The 25,194-nt window shown below is 61.5% G+C and carries 24 protein-coding genes; 6 read left to right on the top strand and 18 right to left on the bottom strand.

Annotated features, from left to right (window positions below):
* Window position 1 precedes the first annotated feature (1 nt).
* From truA to MHZ89_RS08850, 4 genes are all read right to left on the bottom strand, one after another.
* A complete protein-coding gene (gene truA / locus MHZ89_RS08835) occupies window positions 2-805 on the bottom strand; it encodes a tRNA pseudouridine(38-40) synthase TruA (protein ID WP_120453044.1) in 804 nt (267 codons plus the stop codon).
* Entirely contained in the window at window positions 805-1,815 is a 1,011-nt protein-coding gene (locus tag MHZ89_RS08840; RefSeq protein WP_311782680.1) for an aspartate-semialdehyde dehydrogenase, read from the bottom strand. Before MHZ89_RS08840 ends, truA begins: the two co-directional genes overlap by 1 nt.
* Before the next feature lie 104 nt (window positions 1,816-1,919).
* Complete coding sequence (gene pdxB, locus MHZ89_RS08845; protein ID WP_311782681.1) at window positions 1,920-3,053, bottom strand: 4-phosphoerythronate dehydrogenase PdxB; 1,134 nt, start codon at window positions 3,051-3,053, stop codon at window positions 1,920-1,922.
* 58 nt (window positions 3,054-3,111) lie between these two features.
* The gene (locus MHZ89_RS08850) at window positions 3,112-3,891 is read right to left on the bottom strand and encodes an AraC family transcriptional regulator (protein ID WP_311782682.1); all 780 of its coding nucleotides are present in this window, start codon (window positions 3,889-3,891) and stop codon (window positions 3,112-3,114) included.
* Window positions 3,892-3,985: 94 nt separating this feature from the next.
* On the opposite strand from MHZ89_RS08850, the gene MHZ89_RS08855 reads away from it, so the two are divergent.
* Both MHZ89_RS08855 and flk read left to right on the top strand, forming a co-directional pair.
* Window positions 3,986-4,882 (top strand): DMT family transporter, encoded by an 897-nt coding sequence (locus tag MHZ89_RS08855; RefSeq protein WP_311782683.1) that lies wholly within the window; start codon window positions 3,986-3,988, stop codon window positions 4,880-4,882.
* 100 nt (window positions 4,883-4,982) lie between these two features.
* Window positions 4,983-6,014 carry a flagella biosynthesis regulator Flk gene (gene flk / locus MHZ89_RS08860; RefSeq protein ID WP_311782684.1) on the top strand — a complete coding sequence of 344 codons (1,032 nt, stop codon included), beginning with the start codon at window positions 4,983-4,985 and terminating at the stop codon, window positions 6,012-6,014.
* Between the two features lies 1 nt (window position 6,015).
* Here the strand turns inward: flk and MHZ89_RS08865 are convergent, their stop codons facing one another.
* A complete protein-coding gene (locus MHZ89_RS08865) occupies window positions 6,016-6,459 on the bottom strand; it encodes a rhodanese-like domain-containing protein (RefSeq protein WP_311782685.1) in 444 nt (147 codons plus the stop codon).
* An 87-nt stretch (window positions 6,460-6,546) separates the two neighbouring features.
* On the opposite strand from MHZ89_RS08865, the gene MHZ89_RS08870 reads away from it, so the two are divergent.
* Complete coding sequence (locus tag MHZ89_RS08870; RefSeq protein ID WP_311782686.1) at window positions 6,547-7,983, top strand: PLP-dependent aminotransferase family protein; 1,437 nt, start codon at window positions 6,547-6,549, stop codon at window positions 7,981-7,983.
* On the opposite strand, the gene MHZ89_RS08875 is transcribed toward MHZ89_RS08870, so the two are convergent.
* Both MHZ89_RS08875 and fabB read right to left on the bottom strand, forming a co-directional pair.
* Complete coding sequence (locus MHZ89_RS08875; RefSeq protein ID WP_311782687.1) at window positions 7,955-9,130, bottom strand: arabinose transporter; 1,176 nt, start codon at window positions 9,128-9,130, stop codon at window positions 7,955-7,957. The two genes, MHZ89_RS08870 and MHZ89_RS08875, sit on opposite strands and share 29 nt — an antisense overlap.
* Window positions 9,131-9,225: 95 nt before the next feature.
* Window positions 9,226-10,446, bottom strand: coding sequence for a beta-ketoacyl-ACP synthase I (fabB, locus tag MHZ89_RS08880; protein WP_311782688.1), 1,221 nt, complete (start codon window positions 10,444-10,446; stop codon window positions 9,226-9,228).
* A gap of 156 nt (window positions 10,447-10,602) precedes the next feature.
* On the opposite strand from fabB, the gene mnmC reads away from it, so the two are divergent.
* Entirely contained in the window at window positions 10,603-12,615 is a 2,013-nt protein-coding gene (gene mnmC, locus MHZ89_RS08885) for a bifunctional tRNA (5-methylaminomethyl-2-thiouridine)(34)-methyltransferase MnmD/FAD-dependent 5-carboxymethylaminomethyl-2-thiouridine(34) oxidoreductase MnmC (protein WP_311782689.1), read from the top strand.
* A gap of 31 nt (window positions 12,616-12,646) precedes the next feature.
* Here mnmC and MHZ89_RS08890 read toward each other — a convergent pair whose 3' ends face one another.
* From MHZ89_RS08890 to prmB, 6 genes are read right to left on the bottom strand one after another with little or no spacing between them, the layout of a single operon-like run.
* A complete protein-coding gene (locus MHZ89_RS08890; protein WP_311782690.1) occupies window positions 12,647-12,928 on the bottom strand; it encodes a YfcL family protein in 282 nt (93 codons plus the stop codon).
* Between the two features lie 31 nt (window positions 12,929-12,959).
* On the bottom strand, window positions 12,960-13,505 hold the full coding sequence (locus MHZ89_RS08895) for an elongation factor P hydroxylase (protein WP_126690023.1): 546 nt from the start codon (window positions 13,503-13,505) through the stop codon (window positions 12,960-12,962).
* 50 nt (window positions 13,506-13,555) lie between these two features.
* On the bottom strand, window positions 13,556-14,353 hold the full coding sequence (locus MHZ89_RS08900) for a sulfite exporter TauE/SafE family protein (RefSeq protein WP_311782691.1): 798 nt from the start codon (window positions 14,351-14,353) through the stop codon (window positions 13,556-13,558).
* A 9-nt stretch (window positions 14,354-14,362) separates the two neighbouring features.
* A complete protein-coding gene (gene mepA / locus MHZ89_RS08905; RefSeq protein WP_311782692.1) occupies window positions 14,363-15,187 on the bottom strand; it encodes a penicillin-insensitive murein endopeptidase in 825 nt (274 codons plus the stop codon).
* A gap of 4 nt (window positions 15,188-15,191) precedes the next feature.
* Window positions 15,192-16,277 carry a chorismate synthase gene (gene aroC, locus MHZ89_RS08910; protein ID WP_120453013.1) on the bottom strand — a complete coding sequence of 362 codons (1,086 nt, stop codon included), beginning with the start codon at window positions 16,275-16,277 and terminating at the stop codon, window positions 15,192-15,194.
* Between the two features lie 27 nt (window positions 16,278-16,304).
* Window positions 16,305-17,237: a 50S ribosomal protein L3 N(5)-glutamine methyltransferase gene (prmB, locus tag MHZ89_RS08915; RefSeq protein WP_311782693.1), complete on the bottom strand. Its 933-nt coding sequence runs from the start codon at window positions 17,235-17,237 to the stop codon at window positions 16,305-16,307.
* Window positions 17,238-17,397: 160 nt separating this feature from the next.
* On the opposite strand from prmB, the gene smrB reads away from it, so the two are divergent.
* The gene (gene smrB, locus MHZ89_RS08920) at window positions 17,398-17,946 is read left to right on the top strand and encodes an endonuclease SmrB (RefSeq protein ID WP_081140321.1); all 549 of its coding nucleotides are present in this window, start codon (window positions 17,398-17,400) and stop codon (window positions 17,944-17,946) included.
* A gap of 33 nt (window positions 17,947-17,979) precedes the next feature.
* Here the strand turns inward: smrB and sixA are convergent, their stop codons facing one another.
* The 4 genes from sixA to MHZ89_RS08940 form a co-directional block, all read right to left on the bottom strand.
* Complete coding sequence (sixA, locus tag MHZ89_RS08925) at window positions 17,980-18,462, bottom strand: phosphohistidine phosphatase SixA (protein WP_120453009.1); 483 nt, start codon at window positions 18,460-18,462, stop codon at window positions 17,980-17,982.
* 204 nt (window positions 18,463-18,666) lie between these two features.
* Entirely contained in the window at window positions 18,667-20,781 is a 2,115-nt protein-coding gene (fadJ, locus tag MHZ89_RS08930) for a fatty acid oxidation complex subunit alpha FadJ (protein WP_311782694.1), read from the bottom strand.
* Window positions 20,781-22,091, bottom strand: a complete 1,311-nt coding sequence (gene fadI, locus MHZ89_RS08935) for an acetyl-CoA C-acyltransferase FadI (RefSeq protein ID WP_311782695.1) — start codon at window positions 22,089-22,091, stop codon at window positions 20,781-20,783. Before fadI ends, fadJ begins: the two co-directional genes overlap by 1 nt.
* Window positions 22,092-22,251: 160 nt before the next feature.
* On the bottom strand, window positions 22,252-22,548 hold the full coding sequence (locus MHZ89_RS08940) for a YfcZ/YiiS family protein (protein ID WP_311782696.1): 297 nt from the start codon (window positions 22,546-22,548) through the stop codon (window positions 22,252-22,254).
* Between the two features lie 360 nt (window positions 22,549-22,908).
* Here MHZ89_RS08940 and fadL point away from each other — a divergent pair, with 360 nt between their 5' ends.
* Window positions 22,909-24,180, top strand: a complete 1,272-nt coding sequence (gene fadL / locus MHZ89_RS08945) for a long-chain fatty acid transporter FadL (protein WP_311782697.1) — start codon at window positions 22,909-22,911, stop codon at window positions 24,178-24,180.
* Window positions 24,181-24,417: 237 nt separating this feature from the next.
* Here fadL and mlaA read toward each other — a convergent pair whose 3' ends face one another.
* Complete coding sequence (mlaA, locus tag MHZ89_RS08950) at window positions 24,418-25,182, bottom strand: phospholipid-binding lipoprotein MlaA (protein ID WP_311782698.1); 765 nt, start codon at window positions 25,180-25,182, stop codon at window positions 24,418-24,420.
* Window positions 25,183-25,194 lie beyond the last annotated feature (12 nt).

The following is a 25,194-nucleotide window of genomic DNA, read 5'->3' on the forward strand; positions in this document are numbered from 1 at the left end:
ATTAATCCACCAGGAACAAGGGTCCCATGGGCGGTTCGGGTAACGCAAAATGCGACGGATAATCCACCGCAACTAAATAAAGTCCTTCCGCTCTGGCCGTCGCCGCCGCCTGCGTGCGATCTTTCGCCGCCAGCAGCGTCGCCATCCACTCCTCCGGCTGGTTGCCGCAGCCGATCTCCATCAGGCTGCCGACGATATTGCGCACCATGTGATGCACAAAGGCGTTGGCTTTGATGTCGACAATGACAAACGCGCCCTGCCGCGTGACGTTCAGATGCATCAGGTTACGCCACGGCGTGCGCGACTGGCACTGCACAGCGCGAAACGAGGTAAAGTCGTTTTCGCCCAGCAGGCACTGTCCGGCGCGGTGCATCTTCTCTGCATCCAGCGGATGATAAAAATGCGTCACGCCGCGGCCCAGAATCGCCGGACGCAGCCGCTGGTTGTAGATCAGATAGCGGTAGCGGCGCGCCGTTGCGCTGAAGCGCGCGTGAAACTCATCCGGCACCGCCTTTACCCAGCGCACCGCGATATCTTCCGGCAAATTGGCATTTACGCCCAGCGTCCAGGCGCCGTCGGCGCGCTGCGAAGTGGTTTCGAAATGCACCACCTGTCCGGTGCCGTGTACGCCGGCGTCGGTGCGGCCAGCGCAAAACACGTTTACGTCATGGTTCGCCACTTTCGACAGCGCTTTTTCCAGCTTTTCCTGCACGCTGCGCACTTCCTGCTGGCGCTGCCAGCCGTAATAACGGCTGCCGTCATACTCGACGCCAAGCGCCAGCTTATAGGTCTGACCTTCCGACATTAATAGAGATACTCCTGCACCAGCTTCTCAGCGGTTTTGACTGCCATCAGCGCGCCGCCGAAGCGAATATTGTCCGCCACCGACCAGAACTGCAGCAGTTCAGGAATGCCGTAGTCGTTGCGCACGCAGCCGACGCTGAGCTGCTCATTGCCGGAGGCGTCGCCGACCTGCGTCGGGTAGTCATCTTCGTCGCTCAGGCTGATATCGGCAGCCTGCGCCAGCTCGGCGCGCGCCTCATCCGCCGACAGCGGACGCAGGCTCTCCAGATGCACGATCTGCGCGTTGCCGTAAAAGACCGGCGCCTGCACGCTGCTGACCGCAATCGGCAGGCCTTCGTCCTGCAGCACTTTACGCACCTGATCGACCAGACGGCGCTCGCTGGCGACGCTGCCCTCCGCGTCGGCCAGCTGCGGCAGCAGGTTAAACGCCAGCTGACGGCCGAAAAAGTGCTCTTCCGCCGGAACGCCGTTAAGCAGTCGCGCGCTCTCACCCGCCAGGCCGTCTACCGCGCTTTTGCCGTGGCTGGAGGCGGAGATCAGATTCGTGACCTGCAGGCGGCCTAAGCCAGCCGCATCCACCAGCGGTTTGATTGCGCTGAGCAGCTGACTGGTGAGGCTGTCGGCGACGCTTATCAGGTTACGATTGCGGTAGTCCGCCAGCACGTGCGGGTTGACGTCCGGCACCACCAGCGGCACATCCGGCGAGAGCGCGAAGCAGTCGCTGCTGTCGATCACCAGGCAACCGGCACTGGCGGCCTCCTCGGCATAGCGCGCCGACGCGTCGCGCCCGGCCACGAAAAAGGCCAGCTGCGCCTGCGACCAGTCGAAATCCGCCGCGTTCTCGACGCGCAGTGAACGTCCCTCAAAGCGCAGGGTCTCGCCGGCGCTGTTTTCGCTCGCCAGCAAATACAATTCACCAACCGGGAACTGGCGTTCCGCCAGCAGTTCCAGTACAGCGTTCCCTACTGCGCCTGTCGCGCCAAGTAGCGCAATATTCCAGCCGTCAGACATGTTGGTTTACTCCAGACAATGACATAAAAACAGAAGGCGGTGATATTCACCGCCCAGGTTTCGGAATTATCCCTCGCCATATTTGGTACGGCGAGAAGTTTAATTTAGCTGTTGTTGAGACGCGCGCAAAACCCCAGGGCATTCAGCAGGCTGACGGTCTCTGCGTCGCTGCAGATCACCTCCAGCGATGACCACTCGCGGCGCTCTTCATACTCTTTGCGCAGGCGGTCGAATTCGCCGGGTTTAGCCGCCACTTTACGGAGCGGCGCGTCGTCGCGGCGCACATCATACACCAGATGCGCCAGACGTTTCAGCGTTGGCTGATCGAGCGGGCCGTTAAGGGTGATGCTGCTGAATTCCGGGGTCGGCAGCAGCTCGCTGAGCGGCACCTGCTGCGGCTGGCCAAGAAAGTCGCACCAGGCTTCAAACACCTGCGTCGTGCCGCGCGCCTTGCCCTCCAGGGTATAACCGGCAATATGGGCCGTACCGATATCCACCTTGTCCAGCAGGTCGAGCGACAGCGCCGGTTCCGGCTCCCAGACATCCAGCACCACGCTGAGATCGGCGCGCATTTTCAGCACCTCCAGCAGCGCGGCGTTATCCACCACCGGCCCGCGACAGGCGTTGATCAGAATGGCGTTGGGCTTCAGCGCCATCAGCAGCGCCGCATCGGCGAGATGCCAGCTTTTATAAGGCCCCTCTTTAAACAGCGGCGTATGGAAAGTCAGGATATCCGCCTCCGCCACCAGCGCGTCAAGAGAATGGAACTCTCCCTCGTCGCCGCGATCGGCGCGCGGCGGATCGCACAGCAGGGTTTTCACGCCCCAGGCTTCCAGCCGCTTTTGCAGTCGTCCGCCCACGTTGCCCACGCCGACGATACCGACGGTGCGGTCGCGCAGCGCGAATCCGTCGCGCTCCGCCAGCAGCAGCAGCGCGGAAAAAACATACTCCACCACGGCAATGGCATTACAGCCCGGCGCGGCGGAAAAGGCGATGCCCGCCTGTTGCAGCCACTCTTCATCGATATGGTCGGTGCCCGCCGTGGCGGTGCCGACGAATTTGACCGGCTTGCCGGCGAGCAGCGCTTCGTTCACCTGCGTGACCGACCGCACCATCAGGCCGTCGGCATCGTCCAGTTCCTGCTGCGGCAGCGGACGTCCCGGCACCGCCAGCACCCTGCCGGTACGGCTAAACAGTTCACGCGCATAGGGCATATTTTCATCGACAAGAATCTTCACCACGGCCTTCCTGCTGGTTGCATTATTAAGATGCGCTATTGTGGCACAAACGCGCCTGTTAACCCAGGCGTGCGCGGTAGCGATCGGGCGTGGTGCCCGCCTGCTGCTGGAACATCACAATCAGCGCCGACGCCGAGCTGTAGCCGAGATCGTGCGCAATCGCCTGCACGCTTTTGCCCTGCCCCAGCTGCGCGACGGCGTGCAGAAAACGCAGCCGCTGTCGCCACTCGCTGAAGGACATATGCAGATCCTGCCGACAGCGACGCGCCAGCGTACGCTCGGTGGTAAAGACGCGCGTGGCCCATTCCGCCAGCGTGGTGTTGTCGCCGGGATGCGCCTCCAGCGCCTGCAGCACCGGCGCGAGAAACTTATCCTGCGAACCGGGCAGATAGCTCTCCTGCACCGGCGCCAGCCGCAGCCGATCGCGCAGCACCTCGCACAGCCGCCACTGCTCCGGGCTTTCCGGCTGCTCCAGCCCAAGGCGCGCGAACTCATCCATAATCGCATGTACGATAGCGTCGGCATTCAGCAGGCACGCCTGCTGGGGCAGGCCGTCGCACAGCGAGGCGGCGAGATTAAACGTGCGAAACTGCGCCTGCTGATGGTTATAGCTGGCGTGCCGCTGGCGCGGCGGGATCCAGATAGGGATGCTGGCAGGCGTTAACAGCCGCTCGCCCTCGACGTTCATCTCCAGTACGTGACGCGTCACGAATATCACCTGTCCCCATTCATGGGTATGCGGCAGATATTCAGTTTTGGCGTTGGTCTGCTCATAGCGCATAAAGTAGTGAAGCCGCAGCGCATCTTCGGGCGGCTGGTATTCAACCTGTAAATTCATTCTGTCCGGTCAGCAACATTTTTTGTCTGGTTTTAACTATCTCCTTAAAAGCAGTCAAAAGTAAACTGAACGCATTACTTCTCAGGAGCCCATCATGAATTTACTTTTTCCGCTGCTGGCGGTGCTGATCTGGTCGGTGAATACCATCGTCAGCAAGCTCTCTGCCGGGAGCATCGATCCCGCCGCTATTTCGTTTTACCGCTGGCTGCTGGCGCTTGTCGTGCTAACGCCTTTCGCGCTGCCGGGCGCGTGGCGGCATCGCCATACTATTCGGGCCAACCTGGGACGGCTGCTGATCCTCGGCCTGCTCGGCATGGTGCTGTATCAGAGCCTGGCCTACTACGCCGCGCACAGCGTCTCGGCGGTCATGATGGGCATTCTCGGCGCGACTATTCCTCTGCTGACCATTCTGCTCAGTCTGGTGGTGCTGCGGCTGGCGCCGACGCGCGGTATTCTTATCGGCGGTCTTCTGTCGTTTGCGGGCCTGGTATGGCTGGTGAGCGAGGGCCATCCTGCGCAGCTGCTGCAGCAGCGTCTCGGCAGCGGCGAACTGATGATGCTGGCCGCCTCGACCTCTTATGCGCTCTACGGCGTGCTGACCCGGCGCTGGGCGATTCCGCTGCCTAACTGGCAGAGCCTCTATGTGCAGATCTGCTTTGGCGTCCTGCTGCTGCTGCCGGGCTTTCTGCGCGCGCCTGACGTCGCGCTTAACGCGCAAAATATCCCGCTGGTGCTGTTTGCCGGGCTGTTCGCTTCAATTATCGCCCCCTTTCTGTGGATCCTCGGCGTACAGCGCCTGGGCGCCAGCACGACCAGCATCTTTATGAATTTTATCCCGGTCTTTACCGCTATTATCGCGGTGCTGTTCCTGCATGAGCAGCTGCACGCCTATCACTGGATCGGCGGCGCGATGACGCTGACTGGCGTGATCCTTGCGCAGCGTCTGAAAACCCCGCTCAGGCGTCGTCAGGCGGCAGTGACGCATAGCTGAATAAACAGAGGCCCCCGTGTGATTTCCCGGGGGCTTTTGCTATCATGGCGCATCTTTTTTCCGGCGCACCCCACGCTGTTCTGTTTTCAAGGATTCCGCCATGCAACCTCTTAGCGGCCCCGGTGCGCCGATGGGCGATCGTTCTGCTGTCACGCCGTCAACTGGCGCGCCCCGTCCCGGCGCGACGCCTGGCGATCAGCCTCTTTCTCCGGCCCAGCGCACCACGCTGGAGCGCCTGATTGTGCGCATTATGTCATTCAGCACGCTAAAAGCGCCTGAACTCTGGGCGGGCGTACAGCGTGAAGTGGGCGTGAAAAGCGAAGCGGAGCTGCAGTCGCGCCATTTTCCGGCGGCGGAGCAGTATCTGAACAACCGCCTGACGCAGGCGGAAAACGGACGCGCCACGCGCCAGTTGCTTACTCAGCTCACCGACCTGCTGCCGCAGGGCAATAACCGTCAGGCGGTAAGTGATTTTATCCGTCAGCAGTTCGGCCAGACGGTGCTGAGTTCGCTGTCGCAGGATCAGCTGCGTCAGGTCCTGACGATGCTGCAAAACGGTCAGATGGCGATCCCGCAGCCGCAGCAGTCGCGCACCACCGACCGTACGATGCTGCCTGCCGAGCATCAGACGCTGAACCAGCAGATCGCCCGACTGGCGGCCGCTACGGGCGAGTCCACCGGAAAAATCTGGGCCTCAGCGCTTAAGCTGGTCAACCTCACCAGCGGCGATCCTATCCCGTCGCGCCATTTCCCGCTGCTGACGCAGTATCTTCAGGTGCGCCAGACGCTGAGCCAGCACAGCGCGCCTACTTTGCAGATACTGGAAGTCTCTCTCAAGCAGCCGCTCGATCGCAGCGAACGTCAGCAGCTGGAGGATTACAGCCTGCAGCGTTTTCAGGCGACGCCGCAAACGATCCTGACGCCTGCCCAGACGCAGGATCTGCTCAATCAGCTCTTTGCGCGCCGCGCCGAAAAAAATCAGGAGCAGCCTCTGGCCGACAGCGCGCTGCGCCCGCAGCCGATCTGGGCGCCCTTTATCGCCGCGCTGCCGCAGCCGCTGGCGCAGCGCCCGCTGCTGGGGGTGGCTGTCGCGCTGATGGTGGTCGCTCTGCTGCTGTGGCTGCTGCTCTGAGTTAACAGCCGCACTGCGCGCCGGGGGCGGCTGCAGGCCATTCGCCCGGCGCGTCGCCCCAGCCCATCGGATGTCCATCGCGTCGCCAGAAATCCAGCCCGCCAATCAGCTCCTTCACCTGAAAACCCAGCGCCGTCAGCTTATATGCCGCTTTGGTCGATCCGTTGCAGCCGATGCCGTCGCAGTAGGTGACATAGACTTTGCTGCGATCCAGCCCTGCCGTACTTTCGGCAGTCATGTTGCGATGCGGAAAACTCAGGGCGCCGCAAATGTGCCCCGCGCGGTAGGCTTCCGGCGAACGCGCGTCAATCACCACGATATCCGTTACCTGATGAGCCAGATCGTCCGCGACATCCCAGGCGTCGGCGTACCAGGCAAGTTTGTTTTGCAGATAGTCGAGGCTTTGCTGCGGCGACGGCGGCGGGAAACGTAGAACCTGTGACATAGTTATTCTCCTGTTGTGGTATGCGGTCAGTTTACGGCAAAGTGGACTGCTCCCTGAGACCCATATCCACGATGAGATAAGACCATTATGAGTACGCCGCTGCTGACGCTTTTCAGCCATCACGCGCAGGGCGGGCTGCGCGAACGCCTGTGCGCCACGCTGCGCCAGGCGATTGCCGCAGGCCATCTCAGCTTCGGGCAAAAAGTGCCGTCGACGCGCCAGCTGGCGGGCGATCTCGGCCTGTCGCGCGTAACGGTGGAGGCGGCCTATGCGCAGCTGGAAAGCGAGGGGTATCTCAGCCGCGAGGTCGGCCGCGGCACCTTTGTCGCCATCGTGATGCCTACGCAGACGCCGCGCGCCGCGCCTGCGGAGCTGCCGCGCTTCTCCTCGCGCGGCAGCGCGGTTATTGCCACCGGCGGCTGCCAGGATCCCCCCTTCCCCCACGCTTTCGCCGCCGGTTCGCCGGAGCTGCGCGCGTTTCCACACCGCCTGTGGCGGCGGCTGAGCGCCAGCGTGCAGCGCGCCGAGGGAAGTCAACTGATGGGCTACGGCGATCCGCTCGGTTATCTGCCGCTGCGCAGCGCGGTGGCGGACTATCTGGCGCTGTCACGCGGAATGCGCTGCCGTCCAGAGCAGGTGATTATCCTGACCAGCTCGCAGCAGGCGTTACAGCTGCTGGCGATGATGTTTCTCGATCCCGGCGATGAGGTGTGGCTGGAGACGCCCGGCTATCCCGGCGCGCGCAACGCCTTTGTGGCGGCAGGCGCGCGCTGCCGCGGCGTGCCGCTGGATAGCGAAGGCGCGCAACTGCAGAGCGGCGCGGCGAAGCTGCTCTACCTGACGCCGTCGCACCACTACCCTGGCGGCGTCGCGATGAGCCTGCCCCGCCGCCTTGCATGGCTGGCGTGGGCGCAGCGCCACGGCAGCTGGATTATTGAGGATGACTATGACAGCGAGTTTCACTATGACGATCGGCCGACGCCCGCCATGCAGGGGCTGGATCGCCATGCGCGAGTGATTACGCTTGGCACCTTTTCCAAATCGCTTTTTCCCTCGCTGCGGCTGGCGTGGATGGTGGTGCCGCCCGCGCTGGTCGCCCCGCTCGGTCAGGCGCGCAGCGTGATGGATGGGCACAGCGCTCTGCTACCGCAGGCGGTGACGGCGGCCTTTTTGCAGCAGGGACATTTCGCCAGCCACCTGCGGCTGATGCGTCAGCTCTATCGCAGCCGCCGCGACCTGCTGCTGGCGCGGCTGCAGCCCCTTTCGCCCTGGCTGACGCCGACAGCCTCACCCGGTGGGCTGCAGTTAACGGTCAGGCTCAGCGCAGGCGAAGATGAGGCGGCGCTGACCGCGCAGGCGGAAAGAGACGGGCTGATGCTGCCGCGTCTCAGCCCGCTGGCGATCGACACGCCAGCGCAGCCAGGCTGGATCCTTGGGTTTTCCGCGCTGGCGCCCGGCGAAATCGCCTCAGGCTGCGCGAAGCTGGCCGCGCTGTTCAGGCGCGACGGGAAAAGCGCCAGGTAACGACTATGCCCAGCAGCGCGCAGCAGGCGCCCGCCAGGTAGACTGAGCCGTAGCCCAGCGCGGTTGCGATAAGTCCGGCAATCGGCCCGCTGGCGCCGTAGGCAACATCCTGAAAAGCGGAGAACCCCCCCAGCGCCGTACCGCGCACCTGCGGCGAGACGCGTTTCACTACCTCGACGCCAAGCGCCGGGAAAATCAGCGAGCAGCCGCAGCCGGTCAGCGCAGCGCCGATCAGCGCCATCCAGCCATTGACGGCAAACGCCAGCAGCAGCAGACCCGCCGCCTCCACCAGCAGCGAGATCAGCGCGACGCGGATGCCGCCGTGGCGGTCAGGCGTACCGCCGAAAATCAGACGCACCAGCACAAAGGCGACGCCGAACGCCGTCAGGGTAAAGCCCGCGTTGCCCCAGTGCTGGACGGCAAAATAGAGCGAAGTAAAGGTGCCTATCACCGCAAAGCCGACGCCCTGCAGCGCCAGCGCCAGGCCCGGCTGGAGCACAGCGCGGATCACGCTGAACAGCGAAGGCCGCTCGCCGCCCATCACCGGCACCGGGCGGATACCGCTGTTGAGCGCCAGCGCCGCCAGCGGCAGCGCCGTGGCGACCGCGCCCAGCAGCGCAAAGCCGCCGTGCTGGTGCAGCAGCAGACCGAGCGGCGCCCCGGCGGCCAGCGCGCCGTAGATCGCCATGCCGTTCCATGACATCACCAGCCCGGATCGCTTCGCGCCGACCAGTCCCAGCCCCCAGGTCAGGTTGCCGGTAAGCAGAAAACTTTCGCCGAAGCCGAGCAGCAGACGCCCCAGCGCCAGCAGCGCGAACTTAATCAGTGCCGGAACCGGCAGCAGCGCGGCGGCAAGATAAGCGACGCCCACCAGCATAATCGCCAGCATCCCCTGCTGCGTGGTGCGCTTCGCGCCGTGCCGATCGGCGCGGCGACCGGCAAAGCCGCGCGTCAGCAGCGTGGCGAAAAACTGAATGCCGACCGCGACGCCGACCATCACGTTATTCATGCCCAGTTCCTGATGGACGTAGAGCGGAATAACCGGCAGCGCCAGCCCGGCGGTAAGATAGGTGATAAAGACGGCCAGCGAAGAGCAGGCCAGCGGCAAGGTGGAAGCCGAATGCGGCTCGGTTGCAGTTGTGGTCATGACGGACGTAGCTCCTTGTTATAAACGTCTCTGCTTCTGCCCCACAAAAGAAAAAGGGCCGGTCAGACCGGCCCTTTATAGAACATTTTTAGCGATTACGCCTGGAACTTACGCATTGTCAGGGTCGCGTTGGTGCCACCGAAGCCGAAGCTGTTGGACATCACGGTGGTGAGTGCTTTTTCGGTCGGTTTAGTGACGATGTTCATCCCTTCCGCCGCCGGATCTGGCGTTTCGATATTGATGCTCGGCGCGATAAAGCCGTGTTCCAGCATCAGCAGGGTGTAGATCGCTTCCTGCACGCCCGCCGCGCCCAGCGAGTGGCCGGTCATCGCTTTGGTGGCGGAGATAGCCGGAGTGTTGTCACCGAAGACTTCACGGATTGCGCCCAGCTCTTTCACGTCGCCTACCGGCGTTGAGGTGCCGTGGCTGTTCAGGTAGTCGATCGGCGTATCAACGCCTTGCATCGCCATCTTCATGCAGCGCACTGCGCCTTCGCCTGATGGCGCAACCATGTCCGCGCCGTCAGAGGTCGCGCCGTAGCCGACGATCTCTGCATAGATATACGCGCCGCGCGCCAGCGCGTGCTCCAGCTCTTCAACCACGACCATGCCGCCGCCGCCTGCGATAACGAAGCCGTCACGCTCGCTGTCATAGGTACGAGACGCTTTTTCCGGCGAGTCGTTATATTTGGTAGAGAGCGCGCCCATTGCGTCGAACTCGCACGCCATTTCCCAGCACAGCTCTTCGCCGCCGCCGGCAAACACGATGTCCTGTTTGCCCAGCTGGATCTGCTCGACCGCATTGCCAACACAGTGCGCGGAAGTCGCACAGGCAGAGCTGATCGAGTAGTTCACGCCGTGGATTTTAAACGGCGTGGCGAGACAGGCGGAGACGCCGGATGCCATCGCTTTGGTTACCACATAAGGGCCGACCGCTTTCAGGCCGCGCGGGCTGCGCATAGCGTCAGCGCCGAATACCTGGAAGCGCGGCGAGCCGCCGCCGGAACCGGCAATCAGACCCACACGCGGGTTGCTCTGATACTGCTCGTCGGTCAGGCCAGAATCTTTGATCGCTTCTTCCATGGAGAGGTAAGCATAGATAGATGCATCACTCATAAAACGCACAACTTTGCGATCGATAAGGCCGGTGGTATCCAGTTTGACGTTACCCCAGACGTGACTACGCATACCGGAATCCTTCATCTCCTGAGAGAAGGTGATGCCGGAACGGCCTTCACGCAGAGAAGCCAGCACTTCCTGCTGGTTATTACCAATGCTGGAAACAATCCCCAGGCCAGTAATCACTGCACGTTTCATTCAGTATTCCTCATTCCACTTCTTTTTGGATTGACGTGCACTCTAGCTTACACTTGTACGCCGAACAAGTCCGATCAGCCATTTCCTTTTGTAAATTTGCGTCATGTGACCCTGGTCGCTAAAATCGCGCCATTGCCTGAAAAATGAGCCTTTACCGTGAAATTCTCCCCGGTTGAACACGCCCAGCTAAGCTGGAATGAACAGGGTACACCTGTTTCCCGAGCCTTTGATGACGTCTATTTTTCCAATGACAACGGTCTTAAAGAGACGCGTTACGTCTTTCTGGGCGGCAACGATCTGCCGGAGCGATTCACGCGGCATACGCGCGATCTCTTTATCGTGGCGGAAAGCGGCTTCGGCACCGGCCTTAATTTTCTGGCGCTATGGCAGGCGTTTGATGCTTTTCAGCAGGCGCAGCCTGACGCCACGCTGCAGCGGCTGCACTTTATCAGCTTTGAAAAATTCCCGCTGACGCAGGCTGATTTAGCGGCGGCGCATCAGCGCTGGCCGGAACTGCAGCCCTGGGCCAGTCAGCTGCAGCGGGAGTGGCCCGTCGCCCTGCCCGGCTGCCAGCGCCTGCTTTTCGACGGCGGCCGCGTCACGCTCGATCTCTGGCTCGGCGATATTAATCCCCTTATTGAAACCTTTGATGACAGCCTCTTTCGCCAGGTAGACGCCTGGTTTCTCGACGGCTTCGCGCCGGCGAAAAATCCCGATATGTGGACGCCGCAGCTGTTCAGCGCCATGGCTAAGCTGGCGCGGCCCGACGCCACTTTCGCCACCTTCACCGCCGCCGGTTTCGTGCGTCGCGGTTTGCAGGAGGCGGGCTTTGAGGTCACGCGGCGCAAAGGCTTCGGCCACAAGCGCGAGATGCTGTGCGGCGTGCTGAAGCAGGCACCGGATCTGCCCGCCGCGCAGCCCTGGTATGCGCGTCCCGCCGCGCAAGGAAGCGAGGCGGCGATCGTCGGCGGCGGCGTAGCGAGCGCGGTGCTGGCGCTCGCCCTGCTGCGCCGCGGCTGGCGCGTCACGCTCTACTGCGCCGATGAGGCTGCTGCGCTGGGCGCGTCGGGCAATCGCCAGGGCGCGCTCTATCCGCTGCTGAATCAGCATGACCCGGCGCTGGCGCGCTTCTTTCCCGCCGCCTTTAGCTTTGCGCGTCGGCTGTATGACGCCGCGCCGGTAAGCTATGAGCACCACTGGAGCGGCGTACTGCAGCTCGGCTGGGATGAGAAAAGCGCCGACAAAATAACGCAGATGCTGGCGATGGGGCTGCCAGAGGCGATTGCGCGCGGCGTGAGTCTGCAGGAGGCGGAGGCGCTGGCGCAGGTTGAGCTGGGTGTCAGCGGCATTTTCTATCCGCTCGGCGGCTGGCTCTCCTCCGCCGAACTTACCAGCGGCCTGCTGGCGCATGGTGAAACGCAGGGGCTGCGCATTCACTGGCTGCACCGCCTGACGCAGCTTTCGCAAACGGATGAAGTCTGGACGCTGCGCTTCGCCGACGGTAAAGAAGCGCGACATCAGAACCTGGTGCTGGCGACCGGCTACCAGCTCAGCGCCCTGCCGCAAAGTGCGCAGCTGCCGACCTATGCGGTTTCTGGCCAGGTGAGCCATGTTCCCAGCACGCCGGGTCTGAAGGCGCTGAAAACCGTACTCTGCTATGACGGCTATCTGACGCCGGTCAGCCCGCAGTTCGGCACCCACTGCATCGGCGCCAGCTACCATCGCGGCGATACCGCGACCGTCTATCGCGAAGAGGATCAGCAGCAGAACCGCACGCGGCTGCTCCACTCGTTGCCCGGCTGCGGCTGGGCGGAAAAGGTGGACGTCAGCGCGGGCGAAGCGCGCATTGGCGTGCGCTGCGCCACGCGCGACCATCTGCCGATGGCGGGCGCTATGCCCGACTACGATGCGACGCTGGCAAGCTATGCGGATCTTCCTGAGCAGCGCGTGCGCGGCGAAGCCATCGCCGCAGCGCCGCACTATGCCGGGCTTTTTCTGCTGGGCGCGCTGGGGTCGCGCGGCCTGTGCAGCGCCCCGCTTGCCGCCGAAGTGCTGGCAGCGCAGATGAGCGGCGAACCGCAGCCGCTGGATGGCGCGACGCTGGCCGCGCTCAGCCCGAACCGCTACTGGGTGAGAAAGCTGCTGAAAGGGAAAAAAGCGGGGAAATAGTACCGGGGCGGCATGGCGCCGCCCCGCTGTATCAGGCGGTCTGGCGCGCCTGCTGGAACAGGTTGTCCCACATGCCGACCACCAGCACCTGATCGCGCGGCGACAGCTCGCCGGCAGCAATGGCGTTTTGCAGGCTGTTGGCGACCTGGATCTGCAACGCTTCCGGCGTATGCTCGCCCGACTGTTCGATTTCCGCGACCGCGAGGGTCAGGTGACCGCGCAGATAGCCGCTGGCGAACAGCTCGTCATCGCTGGCGTGATCGACCATATCGTCAATCAGGGCCAGAATACGCGCTTCAAATTCTGCGATCATCTCAATTCCTCTTTAATAATGTCTGCACTCATCACAGATCGTCTGGCCAGGGAAACTGTGCTGACGTCAGTGCAGGCGTGCCATAAAAGTCCGCCAGAGCGGTGATAAAACGCGCGGGCCGCGCAGGAATGCCATTCTCCAGATAAGAGATAACCTGAGCATGGACCTTGCGCTGAAACGCGATGCGATCGGGTTCACAATCTCCGTCGAGATTGTCACAGCTGACGTTGAACGGGAAGCCCGCCGCGACGCAAAACATCCACTCCAGCGCCTGCGGCTTGATCTCCACGGATTCAAACTGATTTTGCGTCTGAGCGTCGCGTCCGTCCGGGCAGTACCAGTAGCCGAAATCCACCAGCTTGCGCCGCGCCTCGCCGGCGATACACCAGTGAGAAATTTCGTGCAGCGCGCTGGCGTAAAAGCCATGCGCGAACACCACGCGGTTCCACGGCGAACTCTCGTCTGCCGGAAGATAAATGGGTTCGTCGTCGCCTTTAATTAGACGGGTCTGAAACTCGTCGCGAAAGCAGCTATCGAAAATCGTAATCAGTTGTTCGTAATGGTGCGTCGTGTTCATGGTGTCATCGTAAAAACGGCGTCATTATCGCGGCGCCGGGAATGAATGTATTACAGCGCGGCGATCCATGCCAGCAGCGCGCTGCCGTGAGCGTCCCACAGCAGCTTCGCGCTCATTACCGCAGAAACGATCACCACCATCGGGCGGATCAGCTTCTGTCCGCGGCTCAGTACCAGCCGCGCCCCAAGCCGCGCGCCGCAGAAGGCACCGAGCAGCATAATAAAGCCGGTTCCCCAGATCACTTTACCGCCAAACATAAAAAACAGCAGGCTGGCAAAGTTAGAGGTGAAATTCAGAATTTTGGCATGCGCGGTGGCTTTGGCGAGGTTGAAACCGCACAGGGTAACAAAGGCGAGCGCGTAGAAAGAACCCGCGCCAGGCCCGAAGAAGCCGTCGTAAAAGCCGACGCAGCCGCCGCCGACCAGCGCATAGGGCAAGCCATAGAGGCGGCGCGCGCGATCTTCTTCGCCGAGACGCGGCATCAGCAGAAACCACAGGCCGATAGCGATTAACAGCAGCGGCAAGACCTGACGCAGCGCATCGGCGTTAAGGTGCTGGATCAGGATGGTACCCAGCACCGCGCCGATAAAGGTCATGGCGATATTGAGCCGCTGTTCGCTCAGTTTTACCGCGCCGCGGCGCACAAAGTAGAGGCTCGCGGAAAAAGAGCCGCCCACTGACTGCAGCTTATTGGTCGCCAGCGCCTGCGCAGGAGAGAGACCGGCCGCCAGCAGTGCGGGTACGGTGAGCAGCCCGCCGCCACCGGCGATGGAGTCAATAAAGGCCGCCAGCACAGCGACCAGAAACAGAATCCCGACGACCATCGGGCTGACGACAAACCACTCCATGGAGATCCCTTATAACAGATGTTTATCCAGCAGCGCCTGACACGCCTGCGGCAGTGGCGGCGGTTCGCGCTTCACAGGCGCGCCGCTGCCCGGTTTCTTCGGCAGGAACCAGCTCTCCAGCTCGGCGCCGCAGCCGTCGCCCGGCGGCGGTGCAGGCTGATCTTCACAGCCGATACTGTTGGCCGGACAGCGCAGCCGCACATGCATATGCGCGCGATGAGCGAACCAGGGGCGCACCTTGCGCAGCCAGTCGCGGTCGGCGCCAGCGTCGGCGCAAAGCTGCTTTTTAATCGCCGGATTGACGAAGATGCGCGTAACATCGTTATCTTTCGCCGCCAGTTTGATCAGGCTGTCGATCTCCGGCTGCCAGTGACGCGCCACCACGCTTTTGTCATCCGCCGTCACCAGGTCGAGCGGCTGCGGCTTCAGCAGCTGCTGCGCGCTCCAGCGGGTTTTGGGCAACTGTAGCCAGATATCGACGTCGAGCCCGGTCTGATGGCTGGCGTGCCCGCTGCTGAAGCGCCCGCCTGCCGCCATGCCCATATCGCCTATCAGCACGTTGCCGAGCTGCAGGTTGTGCGCCTGCGTGCTGAGACGCTGAATAAACAGGATCAGATCGGGATGGCCGAAATAGCGCCGCTGGTCCTGGCGCATCACCTGATAATTAGGCGCGTTCAGCGGCAGCGCCTGCGCGCCGACGATACAGCCGTTAGCGAAGGAGCCGATAGACTGCGCGCTTCCCGGGATCGGCTGCTGAATACGCTGCCACGGCGTCGCGGCCAGCCCTGAGGCGCTGAAGATCAGCGCCGATAAGAGAATAAACAGTGATTTCATGGCGTCACCAGCGCGGTACGGTGCTGTTAACGTCGGCGTTCTGCGCACGATGGCGCAGCAGATGATCCATCAGCACGATCGCCATCATCGCTTCGGCGATCGGTACGGCCCGGATCCCTACGCAGGGATCGTGACGTCCTTTGGTGATCATCTCTACCTCTTCGCCGCTGCGCGTAATGGTGTTGCCCGGTACGGTGATGCTGGAGGTCGGCTTCATCGCCAGGTTAGCGCTGATGGTCTGGCCGCTGCTGATGCCGCCGAGGATGCCGCCCGCATGGTTGCTCTGGAAACCGCTGGCGCGGATCTCGTCACGATGCTGGCTGCCGCGCTGGTTCACCACCGCAAAGCCGTCGCCGATCTCCACCCCTTTCACCGCGTTAATGCTCATCAGCGCATGCGCCAGGTCGGCGTCAAGGCGATCAAAAACCGGCTCGCCGAGGCCCGGCGGCACGTTTTCCGCCATTACCGTGACTTTGGCGCCAATAGAGTCGCCCTCTTTCTTCAGGGCGCGCATCAGCTCGTCCAGCGCCTCCAGCTTGCTGGCGTCCGGGCAGAAGAAGGGATTCTCTTCAACGATGCTCCACTCTTTCAGCTCGCACGCCACGTCGCCAATCTGCGCCAGATAGCCACGAACCAGGATGCCATGCTTCATCTGCAGATATTTCTTGGCAATCGCGCCCGCCGCGACGCGCATCGCGGTTTCACGCGCCGATGAGCGGCCGCCGCCGCGATAGTCGCGCAGGCCATACTTTTGCTCATAGGTGTAATCGGCATGACCGGGACGAAACAGATCTTTAATCGCGCCGTAGTCCTGCGAACGCTGGTCGGTATTTTCAATCAGCAGGCCGATCGAGGTGCCGGTGGTGACGCCCTCGAAAACGCCGGACAAAATTTTCACCTGATCCGGCTCGCGGCGCTGCGTGGTATAGCGCGAGGTGCCGGGACGGCGGCGGTCGAGATCGTGCTGGATATCCGCTTCGGTCAGCGGAATGCCAGGCGGCACGCCGTCAACGATGCAGCCCAGCGCGAGACCGTGTGACTCGCCAAAGGTAGTTACGCGAAAAAGTTGTCCGATGCTGTTTCCGGCCATGGTGATTCCTTGTTACGAAGCGTTCGCTCAGTCTTTATAAATAGAAAAGTGATGTTGTGCGTCGACGATCTGCTGGCGCGTCAGCATAAAGACGCCGTCGCCGCCGTTATCGAACTCCAGCCAGGTAAAGGGCACGTCGGGATACTGATCGATCATATGCACCATGCTGTTGCCTACTTCGCAGATCAGCACGCCGTTGTCGCTCAGATAGCCAGGCGCGCAGGCGAGAATGCGGCGCACCAGCTTCAGGCCGTCGCTGCCTGCCGCCAGGCCCAGTTCCGGCTCGTGGTGATATTCGTTCGGCAGATCTTCCATATCTTCCGCATCGACATAGGGCGGATTGGAGACGATCAGATCATATTTCAACGGCGGCAGTTCGCGGAACAGATCGGCGCGGATCGGCGTCACCTGTTGAGTCAGGCCATGCTCCTCAATATTCTGCTCGGCCACCGCCAGCGCGTCATAAGAGATATCCACCGCGTCGACTTCCGCTTCCGGGAAGGCGTATGCGCAGGCGATAGCGATACAGCCGCTGCCGGTACACATATCGAGGATATGACGCGGCGCTTCGGGAATTAATCCGGCAAAGCGGTTTTCAATCAGCTCGCCGATGGGCGAGCGCGGCACCAGCACGCGTTCATCGACAAAAAACTCGTGGCCGCAGAACCAGGCTTTATTGGTGAGGTAGGCCACCGGAATACGCTCGTTGACGCGGCGGATCACGCGCTCAACGATACGATGACGCTCGCTGGCGGTAAGGCGCGCGCTGCGCATATCTTCCGGAATATCCAGCGGCAGCCAGAGCGTGGGCAGGACCAGTTGCACCGCTTCGTCCCAGGGATTGTCGGTGCCGTGACCGTACCAGATCCCGGCGGCGGAAAAACGGCTGACCGCCCAGCGCAACATATCCTGAATGGTGTGCAGTTCGTTGACTGCCTCATCGACGAAAATTTTGTCCACGTAGCCCTCCGCAGGCCCAATTGCTAAATCGGCCGATAGTGTGCCATGAAGCCGGGGAGAATTCAGCGCAGCAAGGTGAAAAAGCTGACAATTAGCGGATCGGGCGGTAAGGTAACGCCATTCGCTGTTTTCCAGCCTTATCAGACAAGATTCGCCTGAAATGAGTAAAAAAAACCCTCTGAATGACGACGACAAAGCGTTGTTTCGCCAGCTAATGAGCGGCACGCGCAAAATAAAGCAGGATACCGTGGTGCATAAACCCGCGGTGAAAAGCCGCGAGCTGCCGCTAAAGCGATTAATTTCCGAACAGGTGGATAACAGCCACTACTTTTCCGACGAGTTTCAGCCGTTGCTGGCGACCGAAGGCGCGACGCGCTATGTACGCGCCGACGTCAGCCATTACGAGCTGAAAAAGCTGCGGCGCGGCGACTATACGCCGGAAATTTTTCTCGACCTGCATGGCTTAACGCAGCAGCAGGCTAAACAGGAGCTGGGCGCGCTGATCGCCGCCTGTCGGCGCGAACATCTGTTCTGCGCCAGCGTCATGACCGGCCACGGCAAACATATACTCAAGCAGCAGACGCCGCTCTGGCTGGCGCAGCACCCTTACGTCATGGCCTTTCATCAGGCGCCGAAAATGTTTGGCGGCGACGCGGCCTTGCTGGTGCTGATTGAGGTTGAGGAGTGGCAACCGCCCGAGCTGCCTTAAGAAGGGATGGGCCGTCTGCGCGGCCCGCGGGCATTATATGGCTTTCGCCAGTTTAGAGGGGCTGACCTGCCACAACAGTTTGCCTTCACAGCTGGCGGGATCGAAATCCACGCAGGCGATGGCAGAAGTGGCGAACATCGGCGGCGCTTCCTGCGGGCAGAGTTCTGAAACCAGATAGCCGACCAGCGGCAGGTGCGAAATCACGATAGCCGACTTCACCCCTTCATTCCCCAGCGCCTGCAGATAGCAGGCCACCAGACCGGGATCGCCGCCGGGCGTCAGTTCCGGCAAAATATCCTGCCCCTCCGGCAGATTTAACGCTTCGCGTACCGTCGCCAGCGTCTGCTGGGCACGAAGATAGGGACTGACCAGCACACGTTCTACGTCCACCGTCTGGCTGTTAAGCCAGCTCGCCATCTGGCGTGATTCATCACAGCCGCAATGGGTAAGAGGTCGCACCGAATCACTGGCGGCTTCAAGAGCAGCATCGCCGTGACGCATGATAAAAACTTGCATAAAGCACCGCTGTTGTTTGTCGATATCGCCCGGCGCGGAGGCGCCTGACTCTTCATTCTGCGAATGAACGCTGTGTTGTACCCCAATGACTTGAGTATAGTCAACCGGTTGTTTATTAAATAAGCGCTTCTCAGAAACGCGCCGCGCCGCCTGCTTCGACGGCGCTTTTCTAACCCGCTGAATCGGTACGGTTATTCCATTCGGTCAGGAAATGTAAAATTTCCTTTCCTGCTGTTCCATCTTCAGCAGCCCCTCGCAAGGGGCGAAGCGATCGCCATACCGGCCCATTAACGCGCGTAATGTTTGTACAATATTTGCCGCACCGCGCTGGTCCATATAGCGGAACGGGCCGCCGAGAAAAGGCGGAAAGCCGATGCCAAATACCGCGCCGACGTCGCCGTCGCGCGCGCTGCGGATTACCCCTTCATCCAGGCAACGCACCGCCTCGTTAAGCATCATCATCATGCAGCGCTCGGCGATCTGCTGTTCACTCTGTTTCGCCGCAGGCTGCAGCCCCAGCAGCTGATAGAGTGAGGGATCGGGCTTTTTGCCGCGCTGCCTGCCGCCATACAGATAGAAGCCTTTGCCATTTTTCCGCCCTTTGCGATCGTCCTTCAGCACCGCTTCAAACGCGGCGGGCGCGGCGAAGCGTTCGCCATACGCCTGATGCAGAACCGGCGTGATCTTACTGCCGACGTCAATGCCTACCTCGTCCAGCAGCTGAATCGGGCCGATGGGAAAGCCCGCTTTGACCAGCGCGCGATCGATATGCTCAATGGGCTCGCCTTCCAGCAGGCAGCGCATCGCTTCATTTATGTAGGGCGCGAGGATGCGGTTTACATAGAATCCGGCGCGATCCGCCACGACGATGGGCGTTTTGCCCTGCTTTTTAGCCAGCGCGACGGTGGTGGCCAGCGTCTGCTGCGAGGTGCCGCTGTGCGGGATCACCTCCACCAGCACCATTTTTTCCACCGGACTAAAATAGTGCAGCCCGATAACGTTTTCCGGCCGCTGCGCCTGCGCGGCGATATCCGCAATGGGCAGCGACGAGGTATTAGAGGCAAAAATGGTATGCGGCGCGCAGTGCGTTTCCACCTCGCGCACCATCTGCTGTTTGAGCGGCAGATCTTCGAATACCGCTTCAATCACCAGATCGCGCTGCGCAAAGCCCTGATAATCGATGCCGCCGGTGATGCGCGCCATCTGCTGCTGGCGCTGCGCCGCGCTGATATGCCGCCGTTTCACCTTTTCGCTCAGTCCATACCAGCTGGCTTTCAGCGCATGGTTGACGCCCTGCAGGTTGATATCCTTGATGCGTACCGGCAGACCGGCATTAATCGCCGTTACGCTGGCGATACCGCCGCCCATCAGGCCGCCGCCCAGCACGCCGATCTTTCTTAGCGCGCGCGGTTCGGCATCTGCCCCCCGCTCTTTTTTCATCGCCGTACTGGCGAAGAACAGGCTGCGCAGCGCCGCGGATTCCGGCGTCATCGCCAGTTCGCCGAACGCGCGCGCCTCAGCCCGATGCCCCGCCTCGCTGCCCTGCTCGATGCCGGTGCGCACCACGTCGATAATGCGCTGCGCGGCCGGATAGTTCCCATGTGTTTTACGGGCGGTTTCGCGCTGCGCCAGCGCGAAGAACGCATGGCGCGCCAGCGGCGCCTGCATAACGCGGTCGCGCAGCGGCAGTTCGCGGGCAGAGTGCCTGCCTTTCAGTACCTGCGCAACTGCCGTTTCCAGCAGGATCGCCTGGGGTACGGCATCATCCACCAGCCCCAGCCTGCGCGCCTGTTTCGCCCGCAGGGTTTTGCCGGTCAGCATCAGCGGCAGCGCCTGTCGCAGACCCACCAGGCGCGGCAGACGCTGCGTGCCGCCCGATCCAGGCAGCAGCCCCAGCTGTACTTCCGGCAGGCCGAGCCGGGTCTTATCGTCCAGCGTACAGATACGCGCGTCGCAGGCGAGTGCCAGCTCCAGCCCGCCGCCCAGGCAGGCGCCGTGAATCGCCGCCACCACTGGAAAAGGCAGCGCCGCGATCGCCGCCATCGCTTCCTGTCCCTGGCGCGCCAGGGCCTCAGCCTCCTGCGCGCTGCGGCAGTCGGCGATCATGCTGATATCGGCGCCGGCGATAAAGTTATCCGGCTTGCCGGAGATGAGCACCAGGCCAGCCAGCTGCGTATTGCGCCGCGCCTCGTCAATGACCGCCGCCAGCTGCTGCGCAAAAGCCGCGCGCAGCGTATTCATTTTTTCGCCCGGTACGTCGATAACGATGACGCCAACCTGATCCTGCCGCATCTGTAAAGAGAAAGCGCTCTGCTCCATTATTCCGCCTCCAGAACCATTGCCGCGCCTAAGCCGCCTGCGGCGCAGGCGGTAACCAGCCCCAGGCCGCCGCCGCGCCGCCGCAGCTCGTGCAGCGTTTGGGTGATCATGCGCGCACCGGTGGCGGCGAAGGGATGGCCGTAGGCGATAGAGCCGCCGAGAACGTTAAAACGCTCTTCATTGACCTCGCCCAGCGCGTGCGGGCGGTTGAGTTTTTCACGCGCGAAGCGTTCGTCGCTGAAACAGCGCAGATTGCAAAGCGTCTGGGCGGCGAAGGCTTCATGCATATCGATCAGCGTTAAATCGCCAAGCGCGACGCCAGCACGATCCAGCGCCAGCGGCGAGGCGTAGGCGGGACCGAGCAGCATGTCCTGCTGGACGTCAGTGGCGGTAAAAGCGTAGCTGCGCAGGTAGCCTAGCGGCGAGAGGCCCAGTTCACGCGCGCGTCCTTCGCTCATCAGCACCACCGCCGCCGCACCGTCGGTAAGCGGCGTACTGTTGGCCGCCGTAACGCTGCCATGCTGGCGGTCAAAGGCCGGACGCAGTCGCGTATAGTCTTCGATTTTCGCCGCCATGCGTACGTTATTGTCCTGCTCAATCGGCGCTTTCCACGGCGGCGCGAAGGCGGGCATCACCTCCTGCTGCAGTACGCCGGACTGCCAGGCGCTGGCGGCGCGCTGGTGCGACCGTAGCGCCAGCTCGTCCTGCGCGGCGCGCGTTATGCCGTGCGTTTTCGCCATCTGCTCCGCCGTATCGCCCATGCGCAAACCGGTGGAGTACTCGGCGACGGCAGGCGGCACCGGCAGCAGATCGCGCGGCCGCAGCCGACGCAGGATCTGCGTCTTCTGGCCGACGCTGCGCGCCTTACTGAGGTCGAGCAGCGCGCGCGCCAGGGTTTTGCTGACGCCAATCGGCAGCACCGATGAGGAGTCCGCGCCCCCTGCGATACCCGCTCTGATGGTGCCCGCCATCAGGCTCTCCGCCACGTTGGCGACCGCCTGAAAGCTGGTGGCGCAGGCGCGGCTGACGCTGTAGGCGTCGGTGTGCACGCTCAGCCCGCTGCTGAGAACAATCTCCCGCGCGATATTGGGCGCTTCCGGCATCTGGATAACCTGCCCAAAGACTATCTGCTCTATTACCTCGACCGGCAGTTCGCTGCGCGCCATCAGTTCGCTTACTACCATCCGGCCGAGCTCCACGGCGGGAATGCCATGAAAACCTGTTGCCTGGCGCAGGAACGGCGTGCGAAGTCCATGAGTGATGGCGATGCGATCGCCCGCACGCGTCAGCAACGGCTGCGCTTTGCTCATCTTTTCACCTGTGAAAGTTGACCGGGCATCATTGCCCTGAGAGGTCTGACCTGATCCACAGTGTTAACGACAAGCGGGCGTGCCGCCAATCAGGAAAGAAAAAAAGTGCGAGGGGAAACACGAAAATGAAAAACGCCGTTTAGCAACGGCGTTCAGAGGCTTAGCGCAGGCCCAGCTGAAAAATTAAAGTTTCAGCCTGGCAGGCGAAGGTGAAACTGATATCAAGCTGTACGCCGTTGTCGCGCTCATCGAAGCGGGCGTCAATCTGGCAGGGATCGGATTCAACCTGCTGCGCTTTTTTTGTCAGGCTCGCCAGTTTCGCTTCGGCTTCGCTACGCTGCGCAAACCATTCTGACCAGGTGGCGGTACAGTCGCTGTTATCCATCACGGTGCCGACATCCACGCAACAGCAGGCGGCAGTTTCATTAGCGCTGCATTTATTCATGGTATTGGTCATTGTTTTCTCCTGGGAATAAAGCGGTTAGCGATCTGGATTAACGCCCGGAATTTTACGCCCGCCGCTAAAAATGCGCCATGAGAGTCTCGCTAAGTGACGAATATCACAATAAAATTTGATCCAAAACAAATTAGAGTCGCTATGCTGCTCTCAACCCCGCCCGTTTTGTTAAGCGGATCGAAATTTTGCAGATCAATTCAGAAATATTTTAAAAACAATATTGCAACATCTACACAGGTCAGACCTATACTTGCCGCACTGGTCTGATTTGTCAGCTTCTGGTCAGTCCCTACAATCCGCCGACCCTTGTTACGCCATGTAACAATTACAGTTAATAATAATTCATATGAGATTGTGGTCATGAGCCATAAAAACCTGTTCGCAAAGTCAGCCGTGGCGGCTGCAGTGGCGCTTGTCTCTTCACACGTATACGCAGCGGGCTTTCAGCTTAACGAATTTTCCTCTGCTGGTCTGGGGCGCGCCTACTCTGGTGAAGGCGCGATGGGCGACACTGCCGCATCGGCCAGCCGCAACCCGGCGACGATGGCGCTGATGGATCGCCCGGCGTTCTCTATCGGCGCGGTTTTTATCGATCCCGATGTCGATATTTCCGGCAACAGCTCGTCCGGCCGCAGCCTCGACGCCAGCAATATCGCACCGACGCAGTGGATCCCCAATCTTCACTATGTGCAGCCAATTAACGATCAGTGGTGGGTCGGCGCATCCGCAACCTCAAACTATGGTCTGGCGACAGAATTCAACGATGACTATACGGCGGGCGGCTACGGCGGCAAAACCGATCTGATGACCGCCAACTTTAACCTCAGCACCGCTTATCGTCTTAACGAGCATTTCAGCTTCGGCGTCGGTTTTGATGCCGTTTACGCACGCGCCAAGATTGAGCGCTACGCGGGCGAATCCGGCGCGGCGCTGGGCATTCCCGCCGATACTCAGGTCGCTCATCTGAAGGGCGACGAGTGGGGCTACGGCTGGAACGCAGGCATTCTGTATGAAGTGGATAAAAACAACCGCTTTGGCTTTACCTATCGTTCGGAAGTTAAAGTCGATTTCGACGGCGATTATAAGAGCAGCCTGCCTACCGCCATTAATCGCCTCAACTTAGGGCTGCCTTATGCCACCGGCGGCACGACCATTCCGGGCGCGCTGACGCTAAACCTGCCTGAGATGTGGGAAGTGTCCGGCTGGCATAAAGTGGCGCCGCAGTGGGCGGTACACTACAGCCTGGCCTATACCAGCTGGAGCCAGTTCCAGGAGCTGAAGGCCACCGGTTCAAGCGGTCAGACGCTGTTCTATAAAGATGAGAGCTTTAAGGATGCCTACCGCATCGCGCTGGGCACCACCTATTACTATGACGATAACTGGACCTTCCGCACCGGTATCGCCTTTGATGACAGCCCGGTTCCGGCTGACAAGCGTTCTATCTCTATTCCGGACCAGGATCGTCTCTGGCTGAGCGCGGGCGCCTCTTACGCCTTTACGCAGGATGCCTCTGTGGATGTGGGCGTCTCTTATATGCATGGCCAGCACGTCACGGTGCAGGAAGGCCCTTATACCTTTAACTCTGTAGGTAAAGCCTGGCTGTACGGCGCGAACTTCAACTATAAGTTCTGATTGCTGAAGTGAGTGAAAATGGCGACCTCTGTGGGTCGCCATTTTTTTGCGTGCACCGAACGTAAAACGCAAGTGGCATGGGCAGAAGAGCAAAGCGTCCCGCGCCAGGGAAGGCGCGGGCCGAGCTGGCATGGATGCCGCTTTTTGCGTCTTTGCGATCGGCCCATGCCACTCGCGTCGGCTCCCAGCCTGAAAAAAATGGCGACCCTGAGGTCGCCATTGCATCTGTTGCCGCCGTTACTGCGCGTCGATATCTTTTAAATCGTCCTGAATCGCGCTGGCGTTCGGGTTCTCTTCCGGCTTCAGCCGACCGCCGTTCGCCAGGAAATCATGACGCTGGAAATAGGCGTTGCGAATAAAGGCGTAGGGATCCGACTGCTGCTTCAGCAGCGCATCGGAGTCGAGCAGCTGCGCGCGCGTCTCCACCCCTTCCAGCGTCCACTTAGCGACAGACATCGGCCAGGTCAGCCAGCCGAGCACCGGATAGAGCGTATCCACGTAGTCGCCGCCATCTTCGCGAATGGTAAAGCTGCCGTAGGCCGGCAGCTCGACGTAAGGCCCATAGCCGACGCCGTAGTGGCCGAGCGTGCTGCCGAAACGGTGCGGCACTTCACGCGCCAGCTCCGGGTTCGCCTTGCCCGCGACGTCGATAAAACCGCCCAGACCCAGTATCGAGTTCAGGAAGAAACGGGTGAAGTGAATGCCCGCCTGGCGCGGCTCGCCGACCAGAATCGAGTTCACCATACTCGCCGGCTCTTCGAGGTTGCCGAGGAAATTGCTTAAACCGGTACGCGCCGGTACCGGCACGTAATCGCGCCACGCCACCGCGACAGGGCGCAGCACATATGGATCCAGCACGTTGTAGTTAAAGTTAAACATCGTGCGGTTAAAGCCTTCAAGCGGATCGCTGCGCTGCGCAGGCGCCTCGCTGTCCGGCTTTGAGCTGGCGCATCCAGCCAGCATGACACTGGCCAGGACTAGGCTGGTCAGGCGGTAAGCCATTGTTATCTCCCT

Origin of the sequence: Pantoea sp. ACRSB, assembly GCF_022346905.1 — a bacterium.
In the GTDB taxonomy this organism is placed as follows: Bacteria; Pseudomonadota; Gammaproteobacteria; order Enterobacterales; family Enterobacteriaceae; genus Pantoea; species Pantoea piersonii.

What these genes read in the sequence shown, in the direction of transcription:
- smrB (WP_081140321.1), top strand. Translation starts at nt 17,398, where the DNA reads ATGAGTAAAAAAAACCCTCTGAATGACGACGACAAAGCGTTGTTTCGC.
- fadL (WP_311782697.1), top strand. Translation starts at nt 22,909, where the DNA reads ATGAGCCATAAAAACCTGTTCGCAAAGTCAGCCGTGGCGGCTGCAGTG.
- MHZ89_RS08895 (WP_126690023.1), bottom strand. Translation starts at nt 13,505, where the DNA reads ATGAACACGACGCACCATTACGAACAACTGATTACGATTTTCGATAGC.
- MHZ89_RS08865 (WP_311782685.1), bottom strand. Translation starts at nt 6,459, where the DNA reads ATGTCACAGGTTCTACGTTTCCCGCCGCCGTCGCCGCAGCAAAGCCTC.
- MHZ89_RS08875 (WP_311782687.1), bottom strand. Translation starts at nt 9,130, where the DNA reads ATGACCACAACTGCAACCGAGCCGCATTCGGCTTCCACCTTGCCGCTG.
- MHZ89_RS08855 (WP_311782683.1), top strand. Translation starts at nt 3,986, where the DNA reads ATGAATTTACTTTTTCCGCTGCTGGCGGTGCTGATCTGGTCGGTGAAT.
- fadJ (WP_311782694.1), bottom strand. Translation starts at nt 20,781, where the DNA reads ATGGAGCAGAGCGCTTTCTCTTTACAGATGCGGCAGGATCAGGTTGGC.
- fabB (WP_311782688.1), bottom strand. Translation starts at nt 10,446, where the DNA reads ATGAAACGTGCAGTGATTACTGGCCTGGGGATTGTTTCCAGCATTGGT.
- truA (WP_120453044.1), bottom strand. Translation starts at nt 805, where the DNA reads ATGTCGGAAGGTCAGACCTATAAGCTGGCGCTTGGCGTCGAGTATGAC.
- MHZ89_RS08890 (WP_311782690.1), bottom strand. Translation starts at nt 12,928, where the DNA reads ATGATCGCAGAATTTGAAGCGCGTATTCTGGCCCTGATTGACGATATG.
- MHZ89_RS08900 (WP_311782691.1), bottom strand. Translation starts at nt 14,353, where the DNA reads ATGGAGTGGTTTGTCGTCAGCCCGATGGTCGTCGGGATTCTGTTTCTG.
- sixA (WP_120453009.1), bottom strand. Translation starts at nt 18,462, where the DNA reads ATGCAAGTTTTTATCATGCGTCACGGCGATGCTGCTCTTGAAGCCGCC.
- mepA (WP_311782692.1), bottom strand. Translation starts at nt 15,187, where the DNA reads ATGAAATCACTGTTTATTCTCTTATCGGCGCTGATCTTCAGCGCCTCA.
- MHZ89_RS08850 (WP_311782682.1), bottom strand. Translation starts at nt 3,891, where the DNA reads ATGAATTTACAGGTTGAATACCAGCCGCCCGAAGATGCGCTGCGGCTT.
- fadI (WP_311782695.1), bottom strand. Translation starts at nt 22,091, where the DNA reads ATGAGCAAAGCGCAGCCGTTGCTGACGCGTGCGGGCGATCGCATCGCC.
- MHZ89_RS08940 (WP_311782696.1), bottom strand. Translation starts at nt 22,548, where the DNA reads ATGACCAATACCATGAATAAATGCAGCGCTAATGAAACTGCCGCCTGC.
- aroC (WP_120453013.1), bottom strand. Translation starts at nt 16,277, where the DNA reads ATGGCCGGAAACAGCATCGGACAACTTTTTCGCGTAACTACCTTTGGC.
- flk (WP_311782684.1), top strand. Translation starts at nt 4,983, where the DNA reads ATGCAACCTCTTAGCGGCCCCGGTGCGCCGATGGGCGATCGTTCTGCT.
- MHZ89_RS08840 (WP_311782680.1), bottom strand. Translation starts at nt 1,815, where the DNA reads ATGTCTGACGGCTGGAATATTGCGCTACTTGGCGCGACAGGCGCAGTA.
- MHZ89_RS08870 (WP_311782686.1), top strand. Translation starts at nt 6,547, where the DNA reads ATGAGTACGCCGCTGCTGACGCTTTTCAGCCATCACGCGCAGGGCGGG.
- mlaA (WP_311782698.1), bottom strand. Translation starts at nt 25,182, where the DNA reads ATGGCTTACCGCCTGACCAGCCTAGTCCTGGCCAGTGTCATGCTGGCT.